15 protein-coding genes are annotated in these 15,805 nt (G+C 64.2%); 9 read left to right on the forward strand and 6 right to left on the reverse strand.

Annotated features, from left to right (window positions below; all coding sequences use genetic code 11):
• Positions 1-140: 140 nt before the first annotated feature.
• Together LQK81_RS03270 and LQK81_RS03275 are read right to left on the reverse strand one after the other, a co-directional pair.
• Positions 141-1,175: a porin gene (locus tag LQK81_RS03270; RefSeq protein ID WP_230803344.1), complete on the reverse strand. Its 1,035-nt coding sequence runs from the start codon at positions 1,173-1,175 to the stop codon at positions 141-143.
• 31 nt (positions 1,176-1,206) lie between these two features.
• Positions 1,207-1,461, reverse strand: a complete 255-nt coding sequence (locus LQK81_RS03275; protein ID WP_230803345.1) for a porin — start codon at positions 1,459-1,461, stop codon at positions 1,207-1,209.
• 570 nt (positions 1,462-2,031) lie between these two features.
• On the opposite strand from LQK81_RS03275, the gene LQK81_RS03280 reads away from it, so the two are divergent.
• A complete protein-coding gene (locus tag LQK81_RS03280) occupies positions 2,032-3,090 on the forward strand; it encodes a porin (RefSeq protein WP_230803346.1) in 1,059 nt (352 codons plus the stop codon).
• A 421-nt stretch (positions 3,091-3,511) separates the two neighbouring features.
• Positions 3,512-4,714 carry a porin gene (locus LQK81_RS03285; protein WP_330166530.1) on the forward strand — a complete coding sequence of 401 codons (1,203 nt, stop codon included), beginning with the start codon at positions 3,512-3,514 and terminating at the stop codon, positions 4,712-4,714.
• A 219-nt stretch (positions 4,715-4,933) separates the two neighbouring features.
• Here LQK81_RS03285 and LQK81_RS03290 read toward each other — a convergent pair whose 3' ends face one another.
• Together LQK81_RS03290 and LQK81_RS03295 are read right to left on the reverse strand one after the other, a co-directional pair.
• The gene (locus tag LQK81_RS03290) at positions 4,934-5,830 is read right to left on the reverse strand and encodes an alpha/beta fold hydrolase (RefSeq protein WP_230803347.1); all 897 of its coding nucleotides are present in this window, start codon (positions 5,828-5,830) and stop codon (positions 4,934-4,936) included.
• A 205-nt stretch (positions 5,831-6,035) separates the two neighbouring features.
• Positions 6,036-8,105 carry a lytic transglycosylase domain-containing protein gene (locus tag LQK81_RS03295; protein ID WP_230803349.1) on the reverse strand — a complete coding sequence of 690 codons (2,070 nt, stop codon included), beginning with the start codon at positions 8,103-8,105 and terminating at the stop codon, positions 6,036-6,038.
• A gap of 298 nt (positions 8,106-8,403) precedes the next feature.
• Between LQK81_RS03295 and dapA the strand changes: the two genes are divergently transcribed.
• On the forward strand, positions 8,404-9,288 hold the full coding sequence (gene dapA, locus LQK81_RS03300; RefSeq protein ID WP_230803351.1) for a 4-hydroxy-tetrahydrodipicolinate synthase: 885 nt from the start codon (positions 8,404-8,406) through the stop codon (positions 9,286-9,288).
• Positions 9,289-9,296: 8 nt separating this feature from the next.
• The gene (smpB, locus tag LQK81_RS03305; protein WP_230803361.1) at positions 9,297-9,776 is read left to right on the forward strand and encodes an SsrA-binding protein SmpB; all 480 of its coding nucleotides are present in this window, start codon (positions 9,297-9,299) and stop codon (positions 9,774-9,776) included.
• Positions 9,777-9,820: 44 nt separating this feature from the next.
• On the opposite strand, the gene LQK81_RS03310 is transcribed toward smpB, so the two are convergent.
• Together LQK81_RS03310 and LQK81_RS03315 are read right to left on the reverse strand one after the other, a co-directional pair.
• Entirely contained in the window at positions 9,821-10,246 is a 426-nt protein-coding gene (locus LQK81_RS03310) for a hypothetical protein (protein ID WP_230803363.1), read from the reverse strand.
• Between the two features lie 102 nt (positions 10,247-10,348).
• Positions 10,349-10,930, reverse strand: coding sequence for a LabA-like NYN domain-containing protein (locus LQK81_RS03315; RefSeq protein ID WP_183806955.1), 582 nt, complete (start codon positions 10,928-10,930; stop codon positions 10,349-10,351).
• Positions 10,931-11,226: 296 nt separating this feature from the next.
• On the opposite strand from LQK81_RS03315, the gene rpoZ reads away from it, so the two are divergent.
• From rpoZ to acpS, 5 genes are all read left to right on the forward strand, one after another.
• Positions 11,227-11,631 carry a DNA-directed RNA polymerase subunit omega gene (rpoZ, locus tag LQK81_RS03320; protein WP_230803365.1) on the forward strand — a complete coding sequence of 135 codons (405 nt, stop codon included), beginning with the start codon at positions 11,227-11,229 and terminating at the stop codon, positions 11,629-11,631.
• Positions 11,632-11,817: 186 nt separating this feature from the next.
• On the forward strand, positions 11,818-14,040 hold the full coding sequence (locus LQK81_RS03325; protein WP_230803367.1) for a RelA/SpoT family protein: 2,223 nt from the start codon (positions 11,818-11,820) through the stop codon (positions 14,038-14,040).
• Positions 14,041-14,437: 397 nt separating this feature from the next.
• On the forward strand, positions 14,438-14,590 hold the full coding sequence (locus LQK81_RS03330) for a DUF3563 family protein (RefSeq protein WP_230803369.1): 153 nt from the start codon (positions 14,438-14,440) through the stop codon (positions 14,588-14,590).
• 109 nt (positions 14,591-14,699) lie between these two features.
• Complete coding sequence (locus LQK81_RS03335; protein WP_230803371.1) at positions 14,700-15,278, forward strand: DUF2062 domain-containing protein; 579 nt, start codon at positions 14,700-14,702, stop codon at positions 15,276-15,278.
• Between the two features lie 43 nt (positions 15,279-15,321).
• Positions 15,322-15,729 carry a holo-ACP synthase gene (gene acpS / locus LQK81_RS03340; RefSeq protein WP_230803375.1) on the forward strand — a complete coding sequence of 136 codons (408 nt, stop codon included), beginning with the start codon at positions 15,322-15,324 and terminating at the stop codon, positions 15,727-15,729.
• The last annotated feature ends 76 nt before the right edge of the window (positions 15,730-15,805 follow it).

The following is a 15,805-nucleotide window of genomic DNA, read 5'->3' on the forward strand; positions in this document are numbered from 1 at the left end:
CGAACCTCGGCACAGACAGGAGGCCCGGTTCCGCCGGGCCTCGACGGCGCCGGAATCCACCCGGCCGGAAGGTGCTGCTCCGCCGTCCTTCCTGAAACACTCCCGGCACTGGCAGGACACCCATCGCCCCGCATCGGGGGTCAGAAACCACGCTGGACGCGGATCACGGCACCCCAGTCCTGCGCCTTCGGGCCGGACTTCTCGTCCATGCGGTTGCGATAGTTGAGTTCCGGCGTAACGGTGAAGCCGGGGACGACGGTATAGCTCAGGTTCAGCGCGGCTTCCGCGTCGCCGCCGTCGTCGAAGTTGGCGGATGCGTTCATCGTCGCCTTGTCGGTCATCTTGAACGAGCCGCCGACCCAGAGCGCCCAGTCGCCGTCCCAGCGGGCATAGTCGTTCGGCTCGCTGCCGCCGATGTTCCAGCCGCCCATGGCGAAGAGCTCGACCGGGCCGAGCATGCCGTCCACCCTGACCTTGGCGGCGCCCGCCTCCATCTGCTCGTCATAGCCGCCGGTGGCGCGGATCCGGAAGCTGTCGGTCCCGTAGCCCACGGCCGCGACCAGGTCGGGCATGTAGCTGTCGGTCTCATCGTTGTCCTGGTTGCTGCTGTCCTCGGCGGAGAAGGCGAAGCTGAAGCCCTTGGCGCTGCCGCGGGTGTAGCGGATCTGCGTCCGGCCGAAATCCCCGTAGTCGACGTCGTAGAAGTCGTTGATGGTGTTGCCGGCGTCTCCCATGAACTCCGAATAGAGCGTGTCGGAGAAGCCGACGCGCAGGCCGCCGATCTCGACATAGGCGTTCTCCAGGTTGATCCCGGTCGGGCCGTTGTCGTCGTTCTGGATCTCGGCCTCGCTGTAGGTCGAAAGCGTGCCGTATTCGGTATCGCTCGCCGTCGACAGGCGCAGCGCCAGCCGCGAGCGCGTCGACCAGGAATCGCCGCCGCCGCCGGGAAACGTATCCTGCTCGTTGGCGTCGCCCCCCGACGCCTCGACCCGCAGGTAGCCGCCGATCTTCAGGCAGGTCTCGGTGCCGGGGATATAGAAGTAGCCGGCGCCGAAGGCGTCGCAGACGCGGACATATTCCAGGAGGCCGGCGTCTGCCGCGACGATCGCGTCCGCGGCCCGGGCGCTCGCCGCCGCGGCTGCGGCCAGAAGGACTGCAGCGAATAGACGCTTCATGCACATCGCGTTTGTCCCGCGCGGGCGGAAATCAGTCTCTGGACGGTGCGCGGTCGCCCGACAAGTCGCCGCCGCCGGCATCGAACCGGACGCTGCCGCCAATCTTCATGCAGGTCTGCGTGCCGGCAAGCCGGAAGTAACCGGGGCCGAAGGACCGACAGAAGTCCGCCTCGGTCGATTCGCGGGCGTCACCGGGCGCGATCGCCTCGTCGGCCATCGCCACGGTTGCGGCCAGAGTGATCATCGCGCCGGCCAGCACGTAGAATTTGACGCTTCCGCGGCCCATGCGCGTCGAACCTTCAGCTTTCCGATGCCGTTTCCAAGTCATGTTCGCCGATCCTTTCGCCATAGGCAAGGCCGATCCACTGCCGCGAATCTGCCCGCCTCTTCGCCGCCATGCCGTATTTCACCCGGCCTGCTCCGGAGTACGAGGTTCCCTTCCGGTGTATTCTTCTGACTTTTAGTATTTATAAGTATAGAATGGATATTTAGATCGTAAATTAGGGTAAAATTCCCGATGATCTAATTTTTGTAGCTCGCATTCATAATAAAGATAAGGAACAAGCATGATACCGAGTATAAAATATGTTATCAATTTCCTCCGAAAATCCGATAAGAATCCGATAGATAGCCAAATTCCACTCAAAATGGACGTGTTATTATTGCAACAATTATGACGATCTATTTTAAAACACGGGCGCCTATTCAATTTTGTTGGTTGCGCGGCGGCGGTCCGGCTGCAATGTGGCTGCAGCAGGTCAGGGCTTCCCGCCCCGGGCATGCGTCAGTCGGACGGATGGACGAGGAGTTCGCCCGCCGACGCAATCGGATCAGAATGTTTGACTGGAGGTCAAAAATGAACATCAAGAGCCTGCTTCTTGGCTCCGCTGCGGCGCTCGCAGCAGTTTCCGGCGCACAGGCTGCCGACGCTATCGTCGCTGCCGAGCCGGAGCCGATGGAATACGTTCGCGTCTGCGACGCGTTCGGCACCGGCTACTTCTACATCCCCGGCACCGAGACCTGCCTGAAGATCGGCGGCTACGTCCGCGTCGACGTTTCCGGCGGTGACGTCAACGGCCAGGACACCTTCCCCGGTGGCGGCGGCGACTCCTGGCGGAGCCGGACCCGTGTAGCCCTGCGTCTGTCGACGGCGACCGACACCGAATACGGTGCGCTGAAGACCTTCACCGAAGTTCGCTTCGATCGTGACGACAACAGCGATTCCGACACCTACCTGCAGGAAGGCTACATCGAACTCGGCGGCTTCCTGGTCGGTTACACCGACTCGGCCTATTCGAGCTTCACCGGCTTCGGCAACAACAACATCAACGACTACTATGACGTTGACTACGGTGACTTCCAGGCCACGCAGCTGACCTACAAGTACGACACGGGCGCCGGCTTCACCGCCGTCATCTCGCTCGAAGACGGCAGCGACAGCAACGACGACGGCTACAACACCTACACCGACTACGACAGCTACGTACCCAACGTTATCGCCGGTCTCGGCTACAACGGCGGCGTATGGCAGCTCCGCGCGGTCGGCGCCTACGACGATTACGCCGAGGAAGGCGCAATCAAGGTTCGCGGCGACGTGACCTTCGGCCCCGTCTCGCTCTTCGCAATGGGCGGCTGGAACACGGACGGCGACGTCCGGAACAAGTACGCTCGCTGGGACGGCGACTGGGCTGTCTGGCTCGGCGGCACCTACACGCTGACCGAAAAGGCGACCATCAACGCCGGTGTCAACTTCGACGACGGTGAAAACGTCGAAGCAGCGCTGAACGTTGCCTACCAGGTCGTTCCGGGCTTCACGATCATCCCGGAACTCAACTACCGCAGCGACATGGACGAGAAGGCCGGCGCGGACGCAGAAGACTGGGGCGGCGTCATCCGCTTCCAGCGCAACTTCTAAGACCGCTTCGAATCAGACTGGAAAGCCCGGCCATCGGTCGGGCTTTTCGCCGTCCCCGGCTGCGGCGATTCTCGATTCGGGACAGAATCGGACCCGGTCGGCGGAGGCCGTCCTGTGCGCTTGCGGCCGGTCGCCGGCCTCCGAACGCGCTCCCGCGCCCCTCCCGGCAACGGTTCCCCGTGTGAATCAGCCCTTTCACGGTCCGCCCATGGCGTCGTCCGAACGTTTTCCGCGCTCCGCTAAGTGCTGGGATCGTAAGGCCTTTTATTAACGTATCGTAAATTTCTCTGTACCCCGGTTACAGTTTTGTGTCCTTTGCGCAACACGGTAACCGGAAGGGTGTGCCAAACGCTTGCTTCCGACGGTTTCAAGATTGCACCAAGTTCCCCGTTTTGTATTTTCAACTCCGGAAGCAGGGGCGGTGATCGTCCGCTTCCTGAAATTGGGGATGGGGCAGGGAACGCTGTCCTTCAGCAAAAAGACCCAGACCCGAATGAAACTTTTGACTGGAGGTCAGAAAATGAACATCAAGAGCCTTCTTCTCGGCTCCGCTGCTGCTCTCGCAGCAGTATCCGGCGCTCAGGCTGCCGACGCGATCGTCGCCGCCGAGCCGGAGCCGATGGAATACGTTCGCGTCTGCGACGCGTTCGGCACCGGTTACTTCTACATCCCGGGCACCGAAACCTGCCTCAAGATCGGCGGTTACATCCGCGTTGAATGGCGCGGTGGTGACGTCCAGGGTACCGGCCAGAACACCTTCCCGGGTGGCGGCGGCGACTCCTGGCAGACCCGTACCCGTGCAACCGTCAAGTTCTCGACGGCTACGGACACCGAATACGGCGCCCTGAAGACCTACGCTGAAGTTGAATTCCAGAAGGACAACAACAACGGCGGCAGCACCAACCTGGCGCACGGCTACATCGAATTCGCCGGCTTCCTCATCGGTTACACCGACTCGCTCTTCGCAGGCGGCTACATCGGTGGCGGCAACTCGAACAACGACTACATCCTCGTCAACTACGGTGATACGGCTCGCAACCAGATCCGTTACACCTACGGCGACACGAGCAACGGCTTCTCGTTCACGGCCGCTGTTGAAGACAGCAGCGACGACCATGACGACTTCCTCGGCTCGCACAGCAACGTCGACACCTACGTCCCGAACGTAGTCGGCGGCATGAGCTACTCGACCGGTGGCTTCCAGGCATTCCTCGTCGGCGGTTACGACGGTGTTGTCGAAGAAGGCGCCCTCAAGGCTCGTATCAACGCTACCTTCGGTGCCTTCAGCGCATACGTCATGGCTGGCTGGAACACCGACGGCGACTACCAGAACGACTACGCACAGTGGTACGGTGACTGGGCTGTCTGGCTCGGCGCAAGCTACCAGTTCACTGAAAAGCTCGCTATCTACAGCGACTTCAACTTCATGGACGAAGGTGCAACCAACGCTGCTGGCGACTTCACCGACGCTGGCAAGTTCGAAGCTTCGGTTGGTCTGAACTACGCCGTCGTTCCGGGCTTCCGGATCCGTCCTGAAGTCAGCTACGTCTCCGATTACGGCGACATCGCTGGCGACAAGGCTGAAGATTGGGGCGGCATGATCCGCTTCCAGCGCGACTTCTAATCTGATCTGACCTCGGTCATTTTGGAGGGAGCCCGGCCGCAAGGCCGGGCTCTTGCCGTTTCAGGCGTGTCGAATCGAAATGCTGCCATTCGAAGCTGCTGCAAACTCGATCGAACGGGCTTGACTGAATGGCGATCCTCATTCGGCGGCGGCGGGCAAAGGGGCGGTCTCGGACCGTGGAGTGCCGGAGGAAGGGCCGCAGGTCTTCGGCGGTCGGCCTCAGACGGTCCGCAGGAAATCCCGGATCGCCGCAAGCACGTCCGGCTTGTGCAGGATCGGCGCGTGCCCCTGGCCACGTGCCGTGAAGGTGGCGAGCCCCGGATGACGCCTTGCCATTGCGGCCAGCGTTTCCGGCGACAGCAGCGAGGAGTGCTCGCCACGGATCGCCAGCACGGGGAAGGGGCGGAAAGCGTCGAACTGGGCCCAGAGGTCGGGCAGCGGCTTTGTGAGGTCCGCCGCCAGCAATTGGCGGGCGATCGCCGGGTCGAAGTCGGCGACGATCGCGCCGCCGCGCTCCACATAGATCGCCTGCGCCATGTCCTGCCAGTCGGCTTGCGACAGCGCCGGAAAGGCCGCGCTATGCGTCCCGCGCAGGATCACCGTGGCTTCCTCCCAATTGCCCGGCGTCTGCGGCCGGTTGAGATAGGCGGCGATTTCCTGCAGGCCCTTCGGTTCGATCACCGGCCCGATGTCGTTCAGGACGACGCCTTTCAGGCGGTGTGGCGCAGCAGCGGCGAGGAGGTGGAGGATGAGCCCGCCGCGGGAGGTGCCGACGAACACCGCGCTGTCGATACCGAGCGCGTCCAGCGCCGTCTCGACGTCGGCGCATTCGACGGCAAGGGTGTAGTTCGCCTTGTTGGCGTCCTCCTCCGAACGTCCCCTGCCGCGGTAGTCGAGCGCCACGACGCGTCGACCGGGCTCGTCGGCGATCGCGCAGGCAAACTGGTGGAAGTCGCGCGCATTGCGGCTCAGCCCGGGAAGGCAGACGACCGGCGCCCGGGTGTCATCCTGTATGTCACCCCGGATGGCGGGCCTGTAGTCGCGGGCATGAAGCCTGAGGCCATCGCGGGCGGCGAAGAAGCGTTCCTGATAAGGCTGCGAGGTCTCGGTCGTCATTCGGTCTCCGCCAAGAGCCTGTCGCGTTGAAACATGCGCCGACTTTGCGACGGCGTCAGGCACAAGTCAAAGGGCCCGGCGGGCGGAGCGCCCTGAAAGGTTCGCGACGTATTTCAGGCGCTGCATGCCGCACGGCCGGCTTGCCGCGCGGCCTCCGTCGGCAAGCATACCCTCCGGCTCGATGCCGCAGTGCCGCGGGCGGTGGTTACGACCGGCCGACGCGCAGGTCGTGAACGATGTCGGCCTTCTGGCCGAGCCGCGTCTTGTAGACCTGGTAGTTCTCCATCACCCGCTGGACATAGCTGCGCGTCTCGGAGAACGGGATCTTCTCGACCCAGTCCACCACCTCGTCGATCGGCTTTCCGCGCGGATCGCCGTAGCGTGCGATCCATTGGCCGACGCGGCGCGGGCCGGCATTGTAGGCGATGAAGGTCAGGATGTAGGAGCCGTCGAAGTCGCTGATCTGCTCGCCAAGGAAATGCGCGCCGAGCGTCGCATTGTAGGCGGCGTCGCTCGTCAGTTTCTCGGCCGAGTAGGCAAGCCCGTAGCGTTTCGCCACGCCCTTGGCGGTTCCGGGCAGAAGCTGCAGCAGGCCGCGCGCATTGGCCGGCGAGACGGCTGCGGGGTTGAAGGCGCTCTCCTGCCGGGCGATGGCATAGGCGAGCGCCTTGCCGGAGCCGGAGATGTTCGCGCTGGCCGGGATGACGCCGACAGGAAAGGCAAGCGCGGCAACGTCGATGCCCCGGCCGAACGCGATCTTGCCGATCTGCAGCGAAAGCTGGTGATCGCCGCCGGTCTCCGACCGGGCGGCCAGCAGCGCCAGTTCGCCGGGGCTCTGCAATTCCTCTGCCAGCGCGCGGTAGAGGCTTGCGGCCCGCCATCCGTGCCCCGCCATGGCCAGACGGTCGATCGCGCGGACGGCCTCGCGCGACTGGAAGCGCGCCCGATCCTCCGGGCTGGCGGTCGGATAGGCCACGTTCAGCCCGATCTGCCCGATCCGGGCTGCGGCGAGCTGGCCGTAATAGGTGCCGCCGAAGTTCGCAGCCTTCACGAAATATTCGTTCGCCTGGGCGGAGCCCTCGGCCTCCGCTGCCCGGCCCATCCAGTACCAGGCGCGGGAAACGGCCAGCGGCCGGTTCGAGACGCGCAGAATCTTCTGGAAATGCGTCGAAGCGGTCTTCGGGTCGTTCAATCCCCGCAGCGCATACCAGCCGGCATGGAATTCCGCCTCGACGGTGTCGGTCTCGCTCTTGGCGGCGTGATGGGCGACCAGCCGGTAGGCGGCCGCGTAATTGCCCTTTTCCGTAAGCCCGCGGCTGGCGATGCGCTGTTCCACCCACCAGGCCGAAGAGGCAGCCTTGTCGTCCGTTCCGGGCGCACCCTTGGACAGAAGCTCCGCTGCGAGCGCATATTTCTCGGCCCGGTTGGCGAGCTCCGCCTGCAGGAACGCATAGGCCGGATCCTTGTGCCACGAGGGATCGACGGCCTTGACCAGCGCGTCCGCATTCTTTGCCTTGCCGATCACGGCGGCCCAGGCGCGATAGAGGGACTGGCTTTCTGCGAGATCGCCGAAGCGCTGCGCCTGCTGTGTCCGCTCCCGGTAGAGCAGCATTTCCATGCGCCGGCGGTGGTCGGCCACCGTCAGGAGCGAGCCGAATTCGGTGAGGATCTTCGTTTCCGTGTCGCGGTCGAGCGCATCGGCGTACCAGTAGGGCCTGAGCGCGTCGAGCGCCGCCGCCTTGTCGCCCTTGGCGATCCTGGCGCGCGCCAGCGCCATGGCGCCGTCCACCGTCTCCGCCCGCGTCGTACCGAAGGCGGCGATGACGGCGTCGGGGGCGGGGTTTTCGCGCGCCAGCGCCCGCTCGGAATTGGCGCGCAGCGATTTCAGCCCGGGCCAGCCCTTCAGGGTCTTCTGCGCGGTCGCGATCTCAAAGGAGGGCACGCCACTCTGGCCGGATACGGCGATCGCCCAGGTCAGGATGTGTCTGTCGAGGCTGTCCTGCTGCAGGGTGTCGCGGATGCGTAGCGCCTCCGCCGGATCCCGGTTCGAAAGCGCGTCGAGGCCGTCCTTCAGCTGTTCGGAGACTGCGTCCGTTCCGGTGACGCTTTCGATCGCGCCCATGGCCTCGTGCGCCGGCATGCCGGCAGCAAAGCCGAGCGGCCGGGTGCGGGGCAGGGGCAGCCTGTCGTCCGGAACGGTGCCGGCCTGTGCCGACGAGGCGATCGCCGCCGTCGCCAGCAGGATGATCGCCGCATAGCTGGTGGTCCTGGTCATGAGGCGTCCCGCCCGCTGATTGTCCCCTGCGCGAAAGGCGCTTGCGAATCCGTCTTTGATGATTAGCGTCCCGTTTCGTTAATGAAGGGTTACCGGAAGTTTCGGGACCATGTGAAGACGCCCGTCGGCCGCCCGGCTTTCCGCCGCAGGCGAGGCCGTCCGCGCCTCCGGAGGGAGTGGGAAAACGCCGCATCCGCCGCTTGCCGCCCGACCGCCACATGATTATGGTGCGGCACCATTAATCAAGGAATACGGCCAAAGGATGGGTCGCCGCGCCCCCTGGCCTCAGGAGTTCTCGATGTTCAAGGGGTCCATGCCCGCTCTCGTTACCCCCTTCGCCGAAAGCGGCGCGGTGGATGAAGCCGCTTTCGCAGAACACGTCGAGTGGCAGATCAAAGAGGGCAGCCACGGCCTGGTCCCGGTCGGCACCACCGGCGAATCGCCCACGCTCTCGCACGCCGAGCACAAGCGGGTGGTCGAGCTCTGCATCGAGGTCGCGGCCAAGCGGGTGCCGGTCATCGCCGGCGCGGGCTCGAACAACACCCGCGAGGCGATCGAGCTTGCCCAGCACGCCGAAAAGGCCGGCGCTGACGCGATCCTGGTCGTCACGCCCTATTACAACAAGCCGACGCAGAAGGGCCTCTTTGCCCACTATGCGGCGATCGCCGAAGCCGTGAAGCTGCCGATCGTGATCTACAACATTCCCGGCCGCTCCGTGGTCGACATGACGCCGGAGACGATGGGCGCGCTTCACAAGGCCCATCCCTCGATCATGGGCGTCAAGGATGCGACCGGCAAGCTCGAGCGCGTGTCCGAGCAGCGCATCGCCTGCGGCAGGGAGTTCGTGCAATTGTCGGGCGAGGACGCCACCGCCCTCGGCTTCAACGCCCATGGCGGCGTCGGCTGCATTTCGGTGACCGCCAACGTCGCTCCGCGTCTCTGCGCCGAATTCCAGATGGCGACGCTGGCTGGCGACTATGCGAAAGCACTCGAATACCAGGACCGCCTGATGCCGCTGCACAAGGCGATCTTCCTGGAACCCGGCCTGTGCGGCGCCAAGTATGGCCTACACCGCCTGCGCGGCATGAACCGCAAGGTGCGCTCGCCGCTGCTGTCGACGCTGGAGCCCTCGACCGAGGCGGCGATCGATGCGGCGCTGCGGCACGCCGGCCTGTTGAACTGAGGTAAGTGATGGCGCTCAAGGCCAAGCCTTCGACGGTGAAGAAGGTCGTTGCGGAAAACCGCAGGGCCCGCTTCAACTACGAGATCATGGATACCTACGAGGCCGGTCTGGTGCTGACCGGCACCGAGGTCAAGTCGTTGCGCGAGGGCAAGGCCAACATCGCCGAATCCTATGCCTCCGACGAGGGCGGCGAGATCTGGCTGATCAATTCCTACCTGCCGGAATATCTGCAGGCCAATCGCTTCAACCACGAGACCCGCCGCCGCCGCAAGCTGCTCCTGTCCAAGCGCGAGATGCACCGGCTGCAGAATGCCGTCAATCGCGAGGGCATGACGCTGGTGCCGCTGAAGATCTATTTCAACGATCGCGGCCGGGCGAAGCTGGAACTGGCGTTGGCCAAGGGCAAGAAGCTGCACGACAAGCGCGAGACCTCCAAGGAGCGCGACTGGAACCGCCAGAAGAGCAGGCTCCTGAAGGACCGCGGCTAGCCGGCCCGTCTCCCGGGAGACATCGCCCTCACGGCGGAAATGCGTCAGAACTGGCGGTAGAACTGGCTGATCAGCGGTTCCGGAGTGGCGGCATTCGCCTGCGGCTGCGCGCCCGCATCTGCCTGCTTCGCAGCCGCAGCGCCGGGCGCCATCAGCGACGACAGCAGCGCGGTCACCTGGGTGCTCTCCATCGCAAGCCGTGCGGAGGCGTCGCCGTCATTGGCAGACTGCGACGCAGTACTGCCGGTCTGTGCCGGCGGCGGTGCTGCGGGTTGCCCGTTCGGTCCGTACAGGAAGGCCAACGCCTGGCGGCCATCGTCGGCGCCGTCCGACACCGACGGCACCGGGCGCACCGGCGCAAGCGCAGCGATCGCCGCCGCTGCGGCGTCGGTACGCGCGCTGCGGGGCAGCGGTCGCACGTCCGCCGGCGGATAGGCGGCTGCATAGAGGCTTGGAACGGCGCTCAGCATCTTTCCGGGTGTTTCTCCTGTCCAGAAGGGCTGCATAGCACCCTTTCATGGAAAAAGGATAAGCCGGAAGCTTCACATTTTATCGATCTGCTGCCGCCAGGCTCAGGTCTGCACGTCTTCCGCCGGATGCGGCTCGGTCTGCCGCGGCGGGCGTTCGGACGGGTCGCGACCGATTTCGGCCTTCAGCGAAACGAGGTCGATGAAATAATCGGCCTGCCGGCGAAGGTCGTCGGCGATCATCGGCGGCTGCGTCGACATGGTCGAGACGACCGAAACCTTGCGGCCCCTGCGCTGCAGCGCTTCCACCAGCGTCGTGAAGTCGCCGTCGCCGGAGAAGATCACCAGGTGATCGACGGTTTCGGACTGCTCCATGGCGTCGATCGCAAGCTCGATGTCCATGTTGCCCTTGATCTTGCGGCGCCCGAGGGAGTCGGTGAATTCCTTGGCCGGCTTGGTCACGACCTTGTAGCCGTTATAGTCCAGCCAGTCGATCAGCGGGCGGATCGAGGAATATTCCTGGTCCTCGATCAGGGCGGTGTAATAGTAGGCGCGCAGCAGGTACCCACGCTTCTGGAAGGCCTTCAGCAGCTTGCGGTAGTCGATGTCGAACCCGAGTGTGCGCGATGCGGCATAGAGATTTGCGCCGTCGATAAAGAGTGCGATCTTCTCGCGGGGGTCAAACATTCATTCCTATCCTTTTTCTTGGAAAGCGCTTGAAATATCTGCGCAAGTCGGGAAGTGGCCACAAATATCCACATCCCAAACATTACGAAGCGATGATATACAGGAATTAGGGCAGACCCTAGAAATTTCCAAGCAAACTTAGGTTGAATGCGCTGAAATTGCGCGTCGGTCCCCGTGCGACCTTGTCGCCCTCGGCCAGCGAAGGTGCAAGGTCAAGGAAAAACTTGAATTCGCCGGCCATTGATTGTATCGGGGCATCCAAGCTCCAGAATTTCCAAGACCGCAAAGGACAGGCAATGGCCCGTGTCACCGTTGAAGATTGCATTGACAAGGTAGACAACCGCTTCGAGCTGGTTCTCCTTGCAAGCCACCGCGCCCGCCTCATCTCGCAGGGCGCATCGATCACCGTCGACCGCGACAACGACAAGAACCCGGTCGTGGCGCTGCGCGAGATCGCTGACGAGACGCTGTCGCCCGACGACCTGAAGGAAGACCTCATCCACTCGCTGCAGAAGCATGTCGAGGTGGACGAGCCGGAACCCGATGCCGCCTCGATCGCCACGGCCGAAGAGACCGGCTTCGTGGTCGCCGAGGAGGACGAGGACCAGCCGGAAGTCGTGACCTTCGACCGCATGTCGGAAGAAGAACTGCTCGCCGGCATCGAGGGCCTTGTGCCGCCGGAGAAGAGCGACGATTATTGATGACGGCCTAGCCGTTACATATATGTGAAATGTGCAGTGCGCCGTCCTCATGATCGGCGCACTTTTTCGTTGCCGTGCAGGACTTGGAGAGCGACGGACCGGCTCTTTGGGCGATGTGCAAGACAGGGGAAGCGACTGCGCTCCTTGCCGTCCGCGGACGCCAGGCGCAGAGGGAGCTCAAGCCGGATGATGCGCCAATATGAACTCGTCGAGCGGGTTCAGAAATACAAGCCCGATGCGAACGAGGCCCTGCTGAACAAGGCCTACGTCTATGCGATGCAGAAGCATGGCCAGCAGAAGCGGGCGAGCGGCGACCCTTACATCTCCCATCCGCTCGAAGTGGCGGCGATCCTGACCGACATGAAGCTCGACGAGTCGACCATCGCGGTCGCGCTCCTGCACGACACGATTGAAGACACGACGGCGACGCGCGCCGAGATCGACGAGATCTTCGGGGAGGATATCGGCCGTCTCGTCGAGGGTCTGACCAAGATCAAGAAGCTCGACCTCGTCTCCAAGAAGGCCAAGCAGGCCGAAAACCTGCGCAAGCTGCTTTTGGCGATCTCCGACGACGTGCGCGTCCTGCTCGTCAAGCTCGCCGACCGCCTGCACAATATGCGCACCCTCGATCACATGTCGCAGGAGAAGAAGGCGCGCATCTCCGAGGAGACGATGGACATCTATGCGCCGCTCGCCGGCCGCATGGGCATGCAGGACATGCGCGAGGAACTGGAAGACCTCGCCTTCCGCCACATCAACCCCGAAGCCTACGACACGGTGACGCGCAAGCTTGCCGAAATGTCCCAGCGCAACGAGGGGCTGATCCGCAAGATCGAGGCCGAGCTCGGCGACCTCTTGGTCGCAAACGGCCTTCCGACGGCGATCGTCAAGGGCCGCCAGAAGAAGCCCTATTCGGTGTTTCGCAAGATGCAGTCGAAATCGCTGTCGTTCGAGCAGCTCTCCGACGTCTATGCCTTCCGCATCCTCGTCGACGACGTGCCCTCCTGCTACCGCGCGCTCGGCATCGTCCACACCCGCTGGCGCGTCGTCCCCGGCCGCTTCAAGGACTATGTCTCGACGCCGAAGCAGAACGACTACCAGTCGCTCCACACCACGATCATCGGCCCCTCGCGCCAGCGCATCGAGCTGCAAATCCGCACAAGGCGCATGCACGAGATCGCCGAATACGGCATCGCCGCGCATGCGCTCTACAAGGATCCGGAGGCGGTGGCGAACGGCGAGAAGCCGCCGTCCAATGCCTATGCGCTCCTGCGCCGCACGATCGAATCGCTGGCCGAAGGCGACAATCCGGAAGAATTTCTGGAGCATACCAAGCTGGAGCTGTTCCAGGACCAGGTCTTCTGCTTCACCCCGAAGGGCCAGCTGATCGCGCTGCCGCGCGGGGCGACGCCGATCGACTTCGCCTATGCCGTCCACACCAACATCGGCGACACCTGCGTCGGCGCCAAGATCAACGGCCGGATCATGCCGCTGGTGACGCGGCTGAACAATGGCGACGAGGTGGAGATCATCCGCTCCGGCATCCAGGTGCCGCCACCGGCTTGGGAAGAGATCGTGGTGACCGGCAAGGCGCGCGCCGCCATCCGCCGCGCCACGCGCGCCGCCGTCCGCAAGCAATATGCCGGCCTCGGCTACCGCATCATCGAGCGCACCTTCGACCGCGCCGGCAAGCCGTTCTCGCGCGATGCGCTGAAGCCCGTCCTGCACCGGCTCGGCCAGAAGGACGTCGAGGATGCGATCGCCGCCGTCGGCCGCGGCGAGCTTTCCTCGCTGGACGTGCTGCGGGCGGTCTATCCCGACCACCAGGACGAGCGCGTCACCGTCAAGCCGAGCCAGGAGGAGGGCTGGTTCCCCATGCGCAGTGCCTCGGGCATGGTGTTCAAGCTGCCCGGCAAGTCGAAGGCCCAGCTCGACGCGGCGATGGCCACGGCAGGCCCCGAGGCGCTGCCGATCCGCGGCCTCTCCGGCAACGCCGAGGTGCATTTCTCCGCCGGCGGCGCCGTGCCCGGGGACCGGATCATCGGCATCATGGAGAAGGACAAGGGGATCACCATCTACCCGATCCAGTCGCCGGCGCTGCAGAGGTTCGACGACGAGCCCGAGCGCTGGATCGACGTCCGCTGGGATCTCGACGAGGCCAACAACACCCGCTTCATGGCCCGCATCGTCCTCAACGAGCTGAACGAGCCGGGTTCGCTGGCCGAGGTGACGCAGGTGCTGGCGACCGGCGACGTGAACATCCGCTCGCTGACGATGAACCGGATCGCAGCCGATTTCACCGAGGTGCAGATGGACCTCGAAGTCTGGGACCTTCGCCAGCTGAACCAGATCATCAGCCAGCTCAAGGAACTTCCCTGCGTCTCGACCGTCAGCCGCGTCTTCGCCTGAGGCCGCTTCCGCCGGCGCAGGCTGCCACCGGCCTGTCGCGTTGAGATGCGTCAATGCCGGGGGAGCGGCGCTGGACTATAGTATCCGCTGCGTCAGGAGGCGCATCGGTTCTGCTTCCCGCTCAGCGCATGGCAGGTCGTCATTTGCGTGCAGGGGTACCGCTGCAGTGCGCGCCGGCGCTTCCTCCTGTTTGCCGGTCCGGACGCGGCGTGCCGGATTTTCAGCTGTTTTCCGTGCAATCGGCACTGCGCCTGCCTGCGAAACATGCACGATTGCCTAAATGTTAGCGCAAGATATGCGCCTGTAGCATGGCTGAGGTCTATTCCTGGCGCTGGTGGTTTTTGCTGCTTTTACTATCTTTGTACTCGGGAGGTCGAACCGAACAAGGGTTTTACCGATGTTGAAGCAGATCAGAAATTTCACCCGCGCCCTGCGCGTACCGAATGCCGCCGAACGCGAGACGGCCTATCTGAACGGTGCGATCGACCGCATCGATCTCGAATACCGCCAGCGCCAGATCGACCGCGGCCTCTTCCGCAAGTACTACTAAGGCCATGCCGCTCCGTGGCGCAACGACCTGATTGCGCCACCCCCTGGCCGCGTGCGGTTTCGCGTCGCGGTCATTGAAATGCCACCAATCGATCGGCTATGTCTGGACCATGCTGTTTAGACGCCGCAAGCCGGCAACCTGGCGCGACCGGGTCCGAGATCTGTTCTGGCCCAGAAAGGGCCTCAGCCGCCCGTTCCGCTATCTCGGAAAACGGATCCTGAGGCTGTCCTCCTCTCCGCATTCCGTGGCGACGGGCGTTGCCGTCGGCATGTTGTCGGCATTGACGCCGTTTCTGGGGCTCCATGTCGTCATGGCGGTCGCCGTCTCCTACCTCCTGTCCGGCAATATCGTTGCCGCGGCCCTTGCGACCGCCGTCGCCAATCCTTTGACCCTACCGTTCATCTGGGCCGGAACGTTCCGGACGGGCGAACTCGTGCTCGGGGTCGCCCCGGAACACAGCGGCGGCCTCGTCGACCTTGCGCACCTGCTCGACCATCTGACTTTCGCAGACCTCTGGGTGCCGGTCCTCAAGCCGATGCTCGTGGGCTCGCTCGTGCTCGGGGTGCCGCTGGCCGCCGCCGCCTATCTCGTCACGCGGGTCGCCGTCCGGGCCTTCCGCAGGCGCCGTCTCCAGAGGGTGCCGGGCCGCGAGCCGGAGGCGGGCCTGCCGCCGGCTTCGTGGAAGTGATGCGCCCGGCAATGCAACCCCGCACCGAAACAGGAAGAAGAGCATGATCATCGGCATCGGCAGCGACCTGATCGACATCCGCCGCGTGGAAAAGTCGCTCGAACGCTTCGGCGAACGTTTCACCCATCGCTGCTTCACCGAGATCGAGCGAAGGAAGTCCGATGCCCGCAAGAACCGCGCCGCCTCCTATGCCAAGCGCTTCGCCGCCAAGGAGGCCTGCTCCAAGGCGCTGGGGACGGGGCTGGCGCAGGGGGTGTTCTGGAAGGACATGGGCGTCGTCAACCTTCCCGGCGGCAAGCCGACGATGAAGCTCACCGGCGGGGCCGGGGAGCGGCTGAAGGCGATGACGCCGCCCGGCCACGAGGCCCATATCCACATCACCATCACCGACGATTTCCCGCTGGCGCAGGCCTTCGTCATCATCGAGGCACTGCCTGTCACGGCACCGTGATCGGGCGCCGGCAACGGGCAGGCGGCATTTTCGCCGGTCGCATTTCAATTCGGCAGGACTTGGTTTAAGAGGGCGG

It is taken from the genome of Rhizobium sp. GN54 (assembly GCF_021026345.1).
Classification (GTDB): Bacteria; Pseudomonadota; Alphaproteobacteria; order Rhizobiales; family Rhizobiaceae; genus Mycoplana.